Source organism: Bowdeniella nasicola (genome assembly GCF_001907295.1).
GTDB lineage: Bacteria > Actinomycetota > Actinomycetes > Actinomycetales > Actinomycetaceae > Bowdeniella > Bowdeniella nasicola.
In genome coordinates this window covers 1-13,675 of sequence record NZ_MQVR01000013.1, presented here as the reverse complement: position 1 = coordinate 13,675, position 13,675 = coordinate 1, and the positions used below count along the sequence as shown (strand labels likewise).

The window sequence follows — 13,675 nt, the reverse complement described above, 5'->3', positions numbered from 1 at the left end:
CTTTCCCAGCCCTGTTTAGTTACGCGAGCTTGCGTCGTATCAGCAGTGCGCCTGTGCCGAGCAGGAGCGTCCCGATGATGCCGAGGCCCGTCGCCGCTCCGCCCGTAATCGGCAGCGGCGGTTTGCCGGGACCATCGGTGGGATCGCCTGTCGGCTCAGCGGTCGGCTCACCGGTCGGCTCGCCGGTGGGATCACCCGTCGGATCGCCCGTCGGATCGCCCGTCGGCTCATCGGTCGGCTCTCCCGTCGGCTCCGGATCCGGCGTCGGGCCCGCCACCGCGCATTCCACCCGGGCATCCGCCCAGTTCGCGTGGTCGTTGCCGTTCCCGTCGCCGCCGTTTCCCACGCGCAGCGTCAGCACGTCGATACCAGTGACGTCGACGTCGATCTCGAGCGACTTGCCATGCTTCATGACCTCGCTCGGGCCGAAGATCGACGCGCCATCGCCCTTCACCTCGAAGGTGACCGAGCCGCGCGGCTGCGTGTCATTGACGCCGACGACGGCCTTGAAGCGCTGGCACTGCTTGCCGAGCTCGAAGGACACCTCCGACGGCGCATGCGCACCGAGGCCCTTGTCGTAGACCTTGCCGCCGATCGTGATCGGCGTGCCATCGCCCGCGCCCTGCTCGCCGTTCGACTGATCGCGCTCGACCGGTCCCCAGCCGTTGGACGTCTCGCCGTAGAACGGCAGGTCCGACAGGTAGTTGACGCCGTCGGTGATGCCCTTTTGGACGGTCACCGTCGTGCTCGTGCTCGCGGACCGCTTGGCGCCGTCGACGAGGTAGGTCACGGTGAGCTTCAGCTCGCCGGGCTCGGCACCTTCGGATGCGGTGACGGCCCACTTCTGGGAGGTGCCGTCGGCCTCGCCCTTCGTGACGGTCCAGCCGTCGGGTGCCGTGAGCGTGTGCTCGATGTCGGTGACGGTGCCCGTCTCGTGCAGGTCGATCGTCGTCGTGACATCGAACGCCTTACCGCCCGTGACGTGCTTGGGCGCGTCGATCGCGACATCGGCGCAGGCCGGCATCTCGTCGGATTCGCCGAGATCTTCGATCCGCAGGTTGTCGATCACGAGGTCGGCCTGGGAGCCGCCCGCGATCTTTTCGAATCCGAACCAGTACTGGCCGCAGCCGCCGGCCACGAACTCGTGGCTGAGCACGGCCGTCTCTCGCACCTCGCCGATCGGCTTTTTGGTCACGATCGTGCTCGCGGCCTCGCCGTTCGCGACGCGGTCATAGGCGAGCACCATCTGGTACTTGCCCGCAAAGCCGGACTGGTGGTCCATCGAGATGCGGTACTTGTGGCCGGGCTTGAAGTCGATCGACGACGGGATCGTGCGCAGGATGAGGCCGTTGTTCTCCTCGTGCGCCATGAGCGACCAGTGGCCATCGAGCACGTTGTCGTTGACCTTACCGCCCTTGACGACCTTGCCATCGACAACGCCGTACCAGCCCTTTTGCGAGTAGGGCTCATGCCGCTCGGCGAGCTGGGTGCGCGCGTCGCCGCCCGCGTTGTCCTTGCCGGTGACGAACGGCCAGTAGCCGGTATCGACGTTTTCGAAGTCGTCGAAGAACACGGTCTGTTCCGTCGGCTTCGGGTCCTTGCCGGGCGTGAATTCGACGACGCGGAGGTCATCGACACGCACCTTGGCATCACCCTCGCCAGCCGCGACAGTGAACGTCACCGGGGCGCCCGTCGAGGTGAACGTGACGCGCACCCGCTGGAAGTAGGTATTGCGTTTCTCGTCCGAGGCCGTCGCGTTCAGGGCCGTCGACGCGGTAACAGTCGTCGCCGGAACGCCGTTCGCTACCGCCTGGTAGCCCACCGGCTTGATGCCGTCGCCGGTGGCAGAAACGGTCACCGGGCGCGTCTTGCCGGGCTCGATCTCGACCCACGCCCACGCGTCGTAGGTGCCGGCCGGGAGGTCGAGGCGCTGCGAGAGCGACGCCTTGCCGGTACCGAGCAGCGCCTGGTAGTTATCGCGATCGGACTTTTCGATCTCGACGCTGCCCGCGGTGGTGTACGCCTCGAGCGTGCCGGAGAAGAAGCCCGGGTCGGTGATCGATGCGCCCTGGCCCCAGTTGGGGGCCTTCGCGGCAGGCACGTCGGACGTCGGGTACAGCACGTAGGCGGTGCCCGCGTCGGCATTGATCGTGACCTTGCCGCCGGTGACGGCGACGTCGCCCACCTTGACGCGGCCGGTGTCGGTGAGCTTGAACAGCGTCAGCGAGGACTGGCCCTGCCACGCCTCGGTCAGCTCCCAGGTGCTCGCGCCGCCCTTGGGGTTGTAGTGGTAGAGGCGCTTCGCGCCGTCGGTCCACGGGAGCAGGTAGGCACCCTGGTCGTAGACCGTCGCGCCGTCGTAAGTGAACGTGCGATCCGTCGGGACCGTCTTGCCGTCGATAGACTTCAGCGGCGAGGTCGCGACCGTGCCGTTTTCGAACGTGATCTTCCCGTCGGTCCACGTCATGATGTTGGACTGCTGCAGGAACTTCACCGGGAGGTTGCGCTCCCAGATCATCTGGATGAATGGCTTGTGGTTCACGTGGCCCGCCCAGCCCTCAAACTCGTACACGTTGGAGTTCGACAGGATCGGGTGCGGGTTGAAGGTGTCGCGGTAGGAGTTCTCCACGAAGCGGATGAGCTGGGAGTTCAGACCCTTGTTGTTCTGGCCGCCGTAATTCTCGTCGTTCGACCAGTGCGACCACGTCGAAATATCGGGGAACTTATCCGACCATTCGCTCGAGATAACCCAGCCCTGCTTCTGCAGTTCTGCTCCGAGACGCTGGCCTTCCCAGCCGTTCGGGTAATAGACGTCGATGTAGAGCCAGTTGAGGTTTTCCGGTGCCTCGTTGCGGAAATCCTGGAAGCGCTTCAGGACGTTCTTCGTGCCGAGGTCCTTCGGGCCGTCGATGTAGTAGGCCTGGTTCATCCAGCCCCACGCCTTTTGCGGCGGCATGCGAAGCAGGTCCTCGGAGAACGCGTGCGCCTCGGAATAGGACTCCGTGACGTTCACGTGCACGCCGATGTTAGCGTTCCAGCGGGCCGCCTCGTCGGCGAGCGTCTTGAGGTCATCCAGGCCGCCAGCGCGCTCGTTGTAGTGGCCAGCGTAATCCGGGTGGGCGGCGTCGTGGCCCTCGGCCTGGTAGCCCTTGAGCATCACCTGCTGGCCGAGGTTATCGGTCTCGAGCGCCACGCGCTTCGTGTCATCGAGCGTGCGCAGGAACGGGTGCGTCGCCTGCGAGACGATGTTGAACGGGATGCGCGTGATGACCTTGTTCTTGACCTCGTCCTGGCCGTTGGTGGCCGGACGCAGGTCGCGCGTCGCGATGGCGCTGTCCTGCCAGTCGACGGCGCCGTCTTTGTTCGCGTCGGCGACGATCTTCACCTGCGCGTAGGGGGCCTCTTCGGGGCCGATGCCGAGGTCAGCCGTCGTGCCGCGGTGGACCCACGGGCCGGGGCTGATGGTGCCAACGGGGGCGTCGCCGATCGTCGTGACGTTCGCGATCCAGCGGGCGTTGGAGCCGTGGCGCGGGCCCGCGGACGTGTTGTCCGAGACGGCGTTCGACATGAGGCCGGCCGCGAGCGCCTGATCGTTGATGGCCGCCATATAGCCGGTGGCGGTGCCTTCCTTGGCCTTCGCGACATCGAGCGTCGTATCGGCGGCCTTGGTGCGGTCGACGCCGAGCGTGCTGACGGTGATCGAGCCTGCGGCCGCGCCCGTCACGGAGACGAGGTCGAGGTTTGGGATCACGATGCGGTGGACCTTCGAGCCCGGGTCCTTCACCTCGGGAATCGAGTAGGTCAGGACGCCGTCGGCCAGTGAGACCTTGACCGACAAGTCGACACCGAGCGCGGCGATCGACAGCGGGTAGGTGGCCTCGGAGCCGGAGGCGGTGACGTCGCCGACGGTGACGTCATAAGGCTTTTCGTCGATCGTCACCTGCGTGAGCGCATCGCCGTACTTGCCGGCGAGCTGTGCGTCGCCGACGCGGTAGTCGACGACCTGCGGGAACTTCGGATGCAGGCGCACGGAAAGGTCGCCGCTCGTGAGCTCGATGGCGCCGTCCGGCACGACGATCTCGGGGCCGGTGCCCGGCTCGCCCGGTTCTTCGTCGGTGACCGTGAATGCGTTGAATTCGGCCAAGGTCGCTACCTTCTCGGGGGTGTTGTTGCCGCCCCAGGACGCGTTGTAGACGACCTTGACGCAGCGCGCGGACACGGCTTCGAAGTCGATGACGACGTCCTCCTTCGGATTCACCGTCGCCGCGACCGAGCCCTTCGCCACCTCGGTGAAGTCCGCCTGGCATTCGGCGTCCGTCGAGGTCTGCACGGAGTACTCCGCGACGCGCCCCGACCCGTTGGACGACTGGCGCGGGGTGAGGGCGATGCGGCCGATCTCGACCGGCTCATCCCCCAGCCGCACGGTGAGGTGATGCGGCAGCGGATCGACGCCGCCGGCCCACTTCGTGTGCCAGTAGGTGTCCTTGTTGCCATCGAGCACGAGTTCGGGAGCACCGTTGGGAAGCTCAGCTTGCTTCTCCACGGAGCTCGCGTTGACGACGCTCATCTGGCCTTGGGCGATCGGGGTGTAGACGGGTTCTGCGGTGGCGGGAGCGAGGGGACTGGCCGGTAATCCGGCACCCACGAGGACTCCGACCGCGAGAACGCCGATGGCTTTGGCAAATCTCATGAACGGCTCTGTTCTTCGTTGTGACATGGGGTCTGCCGAGAGGTCAGACTTCTGACAGCCTAACCAGGCTCTGATCGAACCTGCAACGTTATGAGCGATTTTCGCCACATTTCCCGCGCATGTTGCGCACGGCGGGCTCAACGACGAGGGTGGAGCCGATTTTCGTCGGGAATCAAACACAATCGATCACTGGTGTGGTGTCTCACCTTGTGAACTCACCCGTGCGGGGCGATGCCTCCGCCGGTCGTGCCCGGGAACAGTGGACCGGCCAGTACGGATTCATCCTCGCCGCCATCGGCTCGGCCGTCGGGCTGGGTAACATTTGGCGATTCCCCGGCGTCGCCTATTCCAACGGCGGCGGCGCGTTCCTCATCCCCTACCTCGTCGCACTGCTGACCGCGGGTATCCCGATCCTGCTGCTGGATTACTCCCTTGGCCATCGCTTCCGCGGCAGTGCTCCGACGGTCTTCCGTCGCCTCGGCAAGGGATTCGAAGCGCTCGGCTGGCTGCAGGTTGTGATCTCGTTCGTCATCACGACGTATTACGCCGTCATCCTCGCGTGGGCCGTGCGCTACCTGTTCTTCTCCGTCAACGAAGCCTGGGGCGATGACACGCTGAGCTTCTTCGTCGGCGACTTCTTGAAGGTCGACTCCCCCGGCATCAACGCCGAGATCGTCCCCGGGATTTTCTGGCCGCTCATCGGGCTGTGTGCCGAACGCGGGCATCGTCATGGCGCTCGGCATCGCCGGCGGCCTGGAGCGCGTGAACAAGCTGTTCATGCCGCTTCACGAAGACGGCGCCTCTAGCGGCGTCGCCACGAAGCAAGGAGCTACACGATGACCACGACTGCTCTTGTACCGTGTGGGGCGGGCTCGCGGCCTCGGTCGCGTACCTGGTCTCGCACCCGGTCGAAGCGACGGTTGAAGATTAAAAAGCTTGCGCAGTGGCATCTGTATGCCACCAGGTATTCCATGTACCGGCCCGTTGCCCCTTGCCAGAACAGTGAATCGAGCCAGCATGACCACGTCAACTTCTCCCTCCCGCCGCACCGTCGTCGCCGGCGCCGCGTGGGCCGTCCCTGCCATCGCATACGCATCGCAGGCACCCGCCCTTGCGGTTTCCGGCGAGTGCCTCAACATCCCGGCCATCAACCGCTGGAGACTCAGCGATCAGGACGTCAACGAAAAACCGTTCCGGTTTATCAACAACGGCCGGACGATGGAAGCCATCATCGACTGGGCATGGTGGTTCGGTAACAACCGTCCCGCATTCGGTTACGGCTGGGCTAGTACGCAACTGACCGTCGAACCCGGCAACCGCTACACGATCGACCTTGGGCTTCAGACCTGCAAGGGTTACAACTGGCCCGGCCCGGGTTCGCCCGAAACGTGCGAGACAAACCCGACCACACTCGAGGTGCTGTGGACGCCCACGGGTGGAGCAGCACAGACCCTGTTCCGCGGGGCAACTCAACAAATCGACGGTTTCCCGCTCTACGAGCCGCACGAGAACTGCGTCGGCCAGTACCCCAATCGCCCGAAGCGTTGGCGCGCGTTCAAGAACGAAACCGTGACATTCGAGGTCCCGTGCGGCGCATCTCGGCGTGGCACACTCGAGTTGAAGTTCACAACTTATCCGCATCAGCGTATTACCTCGCCCGGTGACCCGCGGCGAGTGTCAAAAACGCAGTTCAGCAACCAGAACAACGATGACTGGCGAGTGACGCCGACGATCGTCTCCTGCGAGCGCATCGCCAACTGTAAGTAGCGGCTAGCTCTCGAGGAACTCCCGGATCGCCGGGAGTTCCCGGCGTGCCTGCGCGAGCCCGAGCTTATGCGCGGCCCACAGCTTGTCGAGGTTCCGCTCCCCGTTCGTGATCGGCATCGTCTCGGGAGCGAAGACGTAGGCCTGGCCGGCCTTTTCTAGCTCGAAGATGTGCTCGCGCGCGTCGTTGTAGCGCACGTGCCGATCCGCTAGGGCCTCATAGACGGCCGGATAGCGTCGGTAGTGCTGGCGAATATAGCGAGAGAACCGCTGCGGACCTTTGACGTAGGAGCGCGGCTGGGTCAGCACGATGACGAACTTGGAAAACCCGTCGGCCTCGGCCTTGTCGATCGCGATGCCGCCAGCGCCCCCGAGGGCGCCGTCGACGTAAACCTCGCCGTCGAGGGTCACGGGCGGCATGAGGATCGGCATCGTCGAGGAGGCTTGGACGCGTGTCATGAGATCGCGGATGTCGCCAATATCGCGCTTGGACCACCACGTTTGTTCGCCGCTGTGGGCGTTGAAACCGCCGATGCGGAAGTCGGCGGGATTCGCCATGAACGTGTCGAAATCGAACGGGAACGCTTCGCCCGGCAGTGCAGAGACCTGGTAGATGTAGTGCGAGTTGAACAACCCCTGGCCGCGCAGGAAGGTGCGCCAATCCCCCAGGTGCGGGTCGGCGGCGATCTCGACGAAGGCCTGTCGCGCTCGCTCGGGCGATTTGGCGATGTAGTTACACGTCATCGAGCTGCCGGCGGAGATGCCGGCGACCCAGCGAAAATCGATGCCGGCTTCGATGAGGGCCACCGCCATCGCCGACGTGTAGGCCCCCCGCATGCCGCCGCCTTCGAAGATGAGGGCGGTGTCGGTAATTGGTTCAGTCATCGGCACTGAGCCTAGTCCGGCGCCCGGGCCCGCCGCACGTCGAACCGCATGGTGTGCCGAGCGGCGCAAGCAGTGCGAGCGGCTGCGGCGTGGCGGTCCCGCTAGGGCAGTTCGCGGCGGCGGAAGACCTCGATGGCTGCGTAGGCGATGACGGCGGCACTCAGCAGGCTCGTGGTGATGGGGAGCCACAGCTCGGCCCCAGAGACGGATTCAGTGGCGATGCGCCCGGGCAGGGCCAGGATGCCGGCGGGGCTGTAGCGCGCGGCCGGCGGCCAGATGGCAAGGAGTTGCAAGACGAAGAATGCGCCAATGCCGATACCGGCGGCGCCGATCTGGCTGGAGAGCGCGGCCGAAGCGAGCCACGTGATCGCAAGTAGCAGTGCCGCGGCGACGCCCCACACCGCGGTGGCGGCCACGAGGCGCGCTGGGTCGCCGTCGTCGAAAAGCAGGGCGGTCATGCCCGCGGCAACAAGGGAGCCGAGCAGGCTCGTCGCGAGCGTGATGACAAGGCCGACGACCATCGTCGCGGTGACGTAGGCGGCGCGCGAGACGCCGCGCGTGAGGAGGAATTGCGCGGTGCCACGCGCGACGTTGCCCGCGATCGCGCCGCCAGCGATGACGATGAGAGCGATAAGGACGATCTGGGTGAGGTTCTTTGTCCACTGGGTGGTGGCGTCGGTCGCGGTGGGCTCGGGGATGAGCTCTCTTAGGGCGGAATCGCCGAGGCTGGAGAGGATCGCGGGCAGGTAGTAGGCGGCGATGGGGCTTAAGAACGCGAAGATGGCGATGAGGACGACGATGACGACGAGGCGTGCGCCGCGCCGCCACGCGAGCCACTCGGTGGCGATCATGGTGCGCAGGCCGCTCATGGTGGTGGGGGCACTCATGCTGCACCGCCGCGCGTGAGCTCGACGTAGACGTCCTGCAGGCTCGCGCCCACCGCGCCCGCAGAGACAATGTCCGCACCTTGGGCTGCGAGCGCGTCACGGATCGCGCCCTCGCTTTCCGGTCCCGGCAGGCGGAGGCGGACCTCGTATTCGCCGGTGGCGGATCCGCGGGCGAGGACGTCGGCGATGGGCCCTTCGGCGATCATCGCGCCGTTGTGGATCATGCCGACGTGGGTGCACACCCGTTCGACGTCGGCCAGCAGGTGGGAGGAAAACAGCACCGTCGTCTTGCCGCGCAGCGAGGCGAGCAGGGCGAGGACGTCGGCGCGGCCGAGCGGATCAAGGGCCGAGGTCGGCTCGTCGAGGATGAGGAGCTCGGGTGCGGAGATGAGCGCCGTCGCGATGCCGAGCCGCTGGGTCATGCCGCGAGAGAATCCGCCGACGCGGCCGCGCACTCGCGCAAGTCCTGCGGTCGATAGCAGTGCGGGGATGCGCGCGTCAGTCACGTCCCTCGGCGTGCCGGAGATGTCGCCCGCGAGGCGCAGCGCCTCGGGTGCGGTGAGCCACGGGTAGAGGCCGGGGACATCGGGCAGATAGGACACGCCGCGCACGGCAGGGGCGGGCAGCGTACCACGCTCGATACCGAGGACGGTGATCGTGCCGCTCGTAGCGGCGGCCAGGGAGAGCGCGATGCGCAGCGTCGTCGTCTTGCCGGCACCGTTGGAGCCGATGAAACCGTAGATCGCGCCGCGCGGTACGGACATATTTAGGCCGTCGAGCGCGGTGTGCTCGCCGTAGCGTTTTGTCAGGCCTGTGGCCGACAGAGCGAGATCGCTCATCTCGTATCGTCCGTTTCGGGATAGAGGAGGTCGCTGAGAGTCTCGCCAGCTCGTTGGTCCTCGGGCGGCGCTTCACTGTGCCGCGTGCGTTCGCGGATGACGATGATGAGGAAAATCGTCGGGCCAACGATGCCCACCAGCAGGATGACGAGGAGCCAGGCAAACTTGTTGCCCGGCAGGAGCGCGGCGTCGGTGTGCAGCCAGATGATCGCAGCGGTAACGGCGAGGACCGCCTGCACGATGACGAGGATCGCGAGGAGTTCGAGTGGGATGACGACGTCGATCATGAGCGCAGCTGGGTATCGAGTTCGCTGAGGGCCGCCTTGACGACGCCGACCGTGACGCCACCGCCGACGACGGGGTAGGCGAGGATCGAGGCGAGGACCGTCAGCGAGGGTTTGTCGGGGCGGGCTGCGGAACGCGCGGCAGCCAGCACGAGGCCCGTTGCCATGGTTTGGGCCCCCGTCGCGAGTGCCGATGCCGCCACGTTGGCGCCCGGGTCGTCCTTGCCGCTGAGCTGCGCGAGGCCAGCCGCGCCGACGGACAGGGCGATCGGGGCCGCGAGCGCCGCCGCGGGTGAGGCGAAGGACCGCGGCCGGAATGCGCTATTCCAGCCCTTCGGCAGCTTCCTTGCGCGAACGCCCACGACGCCCGCGGCGACGATGGTGGTCGCGGCTCCCACGAGGGGCGCGAGTGCCAGCGCTCGGCGCACTCGGGCAGGGACATAAGGGTCGAGGTCGGGCAGCGAGTCATCGGGGCGGATGAGGCCGAGCCTGACCGCGAGCGCACCGAGGTTGAGGTCCCACCCGAGACCGATCGTTCGGCGGACGAACAGCTGGGGGTTTTCTGGATCGAATTGTTTCAGCGCGGTGGTCGTCGTCGTCATGTCACTGTCCTAGGATCGCGGTCATTGCGGTAGAAAGTTCCCGCCAGGCATCGGTCAGGTTCGCCAGCTGGCGCCGACCGCCGGCGGTGAGTTCGTAGTATTTGCGCGGCGGCCCTACCGGGGATTCCTGCCAACGGGTGGCAACGAATCCCGCTCCTCGCAGCCGCGTGAGCAGTGGGTACAGCGTCCCCGAGGAGACTCGCAGGCCGCCGTTGGTCGCGAGGCGCTCCAGGAGTTCGCCGCCGTAGCTCGGGGCGCGCTCCAGTTCGGCAAGAACGGCAAGCTCGAGTACGCCTTTGCGCAGCTGGGAGTCCTTGGCCTTCATCTCGCTACCTCGCTTACCGAGTATCTATGTTTTACATAGTAGCAGGCGCAGGACTAGCTAGAGTTCGCAAACCTCACTATCCACAGGCCGAGAGCCCATCGCCGCGCGAGCGCTTACCCTCGGGTTATGGCTGATAGCACTGCGAACCTCATCATCGGCGAGGACGGGCTCGCGCGCCCGGCGTGGGCGGCAGGCGATCCTCTCCTGCGTGAGTACTACGACACCGAGTGGGGCATGCCCGTGACCGACGAGTCCGGTGTCTTCGAACGGCTCAGCCTCGAAGCGTTTCAGTCGGGGCTGTCGTGGCGGCTCATTTTTGCGCGCCGGGAGGCCTTCCGCGAACTTTTTGCGGGCTTCGATCCGCAGGCCGTTGCGATGTTCAACGAGGACGATGTCGAACGGCTCGTGGCCGATGCCCGCATCATCCGAAACCGCAGCAAGATCGAAGCGACTGTCGCCAATGCGCGCGCCACGCTGGAGCTTCGAGCAACCGGCAGTCTGTCGGATCTCGTATGGAGCTACCGGCCGGCACGCACTCCTGCTCCGCGCAGCGCAGCCGAGGTGCCGAGTTCGTCACCCGAGTCCGTAGCGCTAGCAAAGGAGTTGAAGCGGCACGGATTTCGGTTCGTGGGCCCAACGACGATCTTCGCGCTGATGGAAGCTATCGGTATCGTCGATACCCATCTAGTTGGCTCGCACCGACGAGGTGCCTCCGAGCTGTGGAATCCCGACGGCACCCAGCGCCTCAAGCCCGCTGCGGCGGGAGCGTAAACTCGCACTCATGAACTGCGCGCGACGATGTGGCCCACTGATCCTCGCGGTGGCGGTCCTGCTCGGCGCGTGCAGCTCCTCGGAGCCACCGGAGCCTATCGTTCGTGGTCCACTGCCGGGCGCCGATGCCGATCGCGAGGCACTCGACCGCGTCCGCAGCGACAATCTTGGCCAGTCCTCCCCCGATGCCGCCGAATCTGCCCCCGCGACGAACGCGCCAAAGCCGATCACCGACCTCACGAGCGAGGAGCGTCGAGCATTCTTACTGCTCGAGGCCAAGGGCGAACCGCAGGAGCCAAGCTGCACGCCAAAGGACGTCATCTTCCGCTACCAGTTCAACGATGCGGCCGCGGGCCACCGCTACGCCCTCATCGAGGTCGAGAACATCAGCGCCCAGGATTGCGGTCTGGGTTTCTTTCCCGGAATGGGCGTGGCCTCCACCGACGGCGAGCCCATGTCGCCGCGGCTCGAGGTGAGCGATCGCGCCATGAGTAATGAGCCCGTCACGCCACGTGCGATCGTCCTATCTCCCGGTGGTAAGGCATTTACCGAGATCGAGTGGACCGGCGAACTAGCAGAAAATTGGCAGCCGCACCTAGGCGCGTTCGCGATCCAACTCGCCCCGGGAGACGACGTCGCAATGTACGAGCCACCCGAGCCGATCATCGATCTCGGCAACGGCACAACTTTGCGGTTCACTGCTTGGCAACAGTAGGGTGGAAGCACGCTACGGAAGGACCCGTGATGGCTCGCGCACTGCTCGTTGTTGATGTTCAGCCGACCTTTTGCGAGGACGGCGCCCTGGGCGTTACCGGCGGCAATGCCGTCGCCCAACGAATCGCCGACTTCGTCGCATCTCATCGCGACGACTACGCCCTGATCGCTACCTCGCAGGACTGGCACATCGACCCGGGCGAGCATTTCTCTGACAATCCGGACTTCGTTGACACCTGGCCACCGCACGGCGTGGCCGGAACCGCCGAGGCCGAACTGCACCCCGCGCTCGCGGACTTAAACGCAGGCATCGCTGTCAAAAAGGGTCAATACTCCGCGGCGTACTCGGCATTTGAAGGTGTCACCGAGGACGGCACGAGCCTCGCGGAGGTCTTGAAGGACGCGGGAATTGAGGCCGTCGATGTCGTCGGCATCGCCGAGTCTCACTGCGTGTGCGCCTCAGCGCTCGACGCCCGCAAGGAGGGCTGGACGGTGCGCTGCTTTAGCGACCTTACCGTCCCAGTCTCCGAGGAGCTGGGCGCGGCCGCGCGGCAGACCATGACCGATGCTGGCGTCGAGCTTGCGGACTCCTCAGACCTGGGCATGGCGGGATACTCCTAAATGATCTCGCTTGATCGGGCACGCGACCTTTGCGCTGCGGGCATCCCGTGGACGCCGCGTAGCGGGGATCAATTCATGATTCCGGACCGCGATCTCGATAACGAGGTTTTCGTTATCTCGGAGATGACGATCGAAGCTGAGAATCTTCCGACGGGCCAGATCGTGAAGTTCAACGGCACGACCGAGTGGGCGCTCGACTCGATCTCGACCGATGACGTCCTGTGGTTGCCGCGAGAAGACCAACTACGCGAATTCCTCGGCGAGAATTTCACTCGACTAGAAGACGCCGCGATCCACGCCGCGTCCGGTGATGGCACCAAGGAATCCCTGAACGTCTGGGCGACCGACCGAATTGGTGTCGGCGTAGCGCTTTGCTTGGATGTAGACGTTCTGAACACCCAATGGGTCCTGGGGAATGATCCCGTCAATACCTCCATCACCGGAGCGCCCGGTATGAACCATGCGGCGTTCTTTTCCGCCATAACCCATGGCTGTCAGGAGATCGAGAACCGCCTTCTCAAAGAACTCGGGTGTCGAGTCCTGCAGCCGGGCAAGTAATTCCGTCGCTACGACATCGTTGATCTTTTCAACATTGTCCTGAATAGTCTCCATTGGATCCTGGTCGTCAGAAACACTCGCGGAACTATCACGGACTTCGTCTCGCGATGCACGACGTTCTTCGAGTTTCGCCTGGTACGCGTCCCACATGGGTAAGCCAGCAAGATCCGCTTCACGGAAGGGCCCGTCACCCCACTTGGCAGCGAGCTGACGACCCACCTCGGTGATTCGATAGAGCCCTCGAGCCGGACGTTCCACTGCCCCCGCAGTTGCGAGCGATGTGATGGCCCAACCGATCCGGTTCAAGCTTCTCGACTGCCCGCTGGGAAGTCGCTCGGCCCGTTTTTCGGGTGTTAGACCTGCGTAATTGCTGACCAAGGAATTGAGTTCCTGGCGCACCCGCGTCTCACCATCGAGGAGAACTTGGAGCACCATCGGTCGGAAATCATCGGAGGTGGGCATGTCGGAAGTGTGTGAAGCCATGTCGCTATTATCGCCGCTCCCCACAAAAGCGAAGCGTGTCGAAGTCCAGTATCGAAAACGCGTTACATCGAAATTGATGCTAGATCGGTTTCGGTTGTCGTCGATAGTGTGGACTCACAGCTAGCAGAGGGGAGCCGGCCGTGGCTTTGACGTTTGGTGGCTCTTCACAATCGAGGGTGTAGTCGGGGTTTGAATCCGCCGGCCTCGAGGAGGCTGCGGGCGATGTAGTGGCTCAGGTTCCGGAAGCCCAGG

General features: G+C 65.1%; 12 protein-coding genes and 1 pseudogene. 5 read left to right on the top strand and 8 right to left on the bottom strand.

Features of this window, described 5'->3' with window-relative positions:
* Nucleotides 1–19 precede the first annotated feature (19 nt).
* Nucleotides 20–4,690: an endo-alpha-N-acetylgalactosaminidase family protein gene (locus BSZ39_RS03525; RefSeq protein ID WP_073716010.1), complete on the bottom strand. Its 4,671-nt coding sequence runs from the start codon at nucleotides 4,688–4,690 to the stop codon at nucleotides 20–22.
* A gap of 221 nt (nucleotides 4,691–4,911) precedes the next feature.
* On the opposite strand from BSZ39_RS03525, the pseudogene BSZ39_RS03520 reads away from it, so the two are divergent.
* Nucleotides 4,912–5,316, top strand: a pseudogene (locus BSZ39_RS03520) (sodium-dependent transporter); the annotation flags it as partial.
* Nucleotides 5,317–5,707: 391 nt separating this feature from the next.
* Nucleotides 5,708–6,457 (top strand): hypothetical protein, encoded by a 750-nt coding sequence (locus BSZ39_RS03515; protein ID WP_073716008.1) that lies wholly within the window; start codon nucleotides 5,708–5,710, stop codon nucleotides 6,455–6,457.
* A gap of 3 nt (nucleotides 6,458–6,460) precedes the next feature.
* On the opposite strand, the gene BSZ39_RS03510 is transcribed toward BSZ39_RS03515, so the two are convergent.
* The 6 genes from BSZ39_RS03510 to BSZ39_RS03485 form a co-directional block, all read right to left on the bottom strand.
* Nucleotides 6,461–7,339 carry a patatin-like phospholipase family protein gene (locus BSZ39_RS03510; RefSeq protein ID WP_073716007.1) on the bottom strand — a complete coding sequence of 293 codons (879 nt, stop codon included), beginning with the start codon at nucleotides 7,337–7,339 and terminating at the stop codon, nucleotides 6,461–6,463.
* Between the two features lie 101 nt (nucleotides 7,340–7,440).
* Nucleotides 7,441–8,226 carry an ABC transporter permease gene (locus BSZ39_RS03505; RefSeq protein ID WP_143180351.1) on the bottom strand — a complete coding sequence of 262 codons (786 nt, stop codon included), beginning with the start codon at nucleotides 8,224–8,226 and terminating at the stop codon, nucleotides 7,441–7,443.
* A complete protein-coding gene (locus tag BSZ39_RS03500) occupies nucleotides 8,223–9,065 on the bottom strand; it encodes an ABC transporter ATP-binding protein (RefSeq protein ID WP_073716005.1) in 843 nt (280 codons plus the stop codon). Before BSZ39_RS03500 ends, BSZ39_RS03505 begins: the two co-directional genes overlap by 4 nt.
* Nucleotides 9,062–9,352 (bottom strand): hypothetical protein, encoded by a 291-nt coding sequence (locus BSZ39_RS03495; RefSeq protein ID WP_073716004.1) that lies wholly within the window; start codon nucleotides 9,350–9,352, stop codon nucleotides 9,062–9,064. The genes BSZ39_RS03500 and BSZ39_RS03495 overlap by 4 nt, the downstream gene beginning before the upstream one ends.
* The gene (locus BSZ39_RS03490; protein ID WP_073716003.1) at nucleotides 9,349–9,951 is read right to left on the bottom strand and encodes a hypothetical protein; all 603 of its coding nucleotides are present in this window, start codon (nucleotides 9,949–9,951) and stop codon (nucleotides 9,349–9,351) included. The genes BSZ39_RS03495 and BSZ39_RS03490 overlap by 4 nt, the downstream gene beginning before the upstream one ends.
* 1 nt (nucleotide 9,952) lies before the next feature.
* On the bottom strand, nucleotides 9,953–10,276 hold the full coding sequence (locus tag BSZ39_RS03485; RefSeq protein ID WP_073716002.1) for a PadR family transcriptional regulator: 324 nt from the start codon (nucleotides 10,274–10,276) through the stop codon (nucleotides 9,953–9,955).
* 126 nt (nucleotides 10,277–10,402) lie between these two features.
* Here BSZ39_RS03485 and BSZ39_RS03480 point away from each other — a divergent pair, with 126 nt between their 5' ends.
* From BSZ39_RS03480 to BSZ39_RS03470, 3 genes are read left to right on the top strand one after another with little or no spacing between them, the layout of a single operon-like run.
* On the top strand, nucleotides 10,403–11,047 hold the full coding sequence (locus BSZ39_RS03480) for a DNA-3-methyladenine glycosylase I (RefSeq protein WP_073716001.1): 645 nt from the start codon (nucleotides 10,403–10,405) through the stop codon (nucleotides 11,045–11,047).
* A 10-nt stretch (nucleotides 11,048–11,057) separates the two neighbouring features.
* Nucleotides 11,058–11,762, top strand: a complete 705-nt coding sequence (locus BSZ39_RS03475) for a DUF4232 domain-containing protein (protein ID WP_083602910.1) — start codon at nucleotides 11,058–11,060, stop codon at nucleotides 11,760–11,762.
* Between the two features lie 29 nt (nucleotides 11,763–11,791).
* On the top strand, nucleotides 11,792–12,382 hold the full coding sequence (locus tag BSZ39_RS03470; protein ID WP_073715999.1) for an isochorismatase family protein: 591 nt from the start codon (nucleotides 11,792–11,794) through the stop codon (nucleotides 12,380–12,382).
* Between the two features lie 276 nt (nucleotides 12,383–12,658).
* On the opposite strand, the gene BSZ39_RS03465 is transcribed toward BSZ39_RS03470, so the two are convergent.
* Nucleotides 12,659–13,402, bottom strand: coding sequence for a restriction endonuclease (locus tag BSZ39_RS03465; RefSeq protein WP_158025081.1), 744 nt, complete (start codon nucleotides 13,400–13,402; stop codon nucleotides 12,659–12,661).
* Between the last annotated feature and the right edge of the window lie 273 nt (nucleotides 13,403–13,675).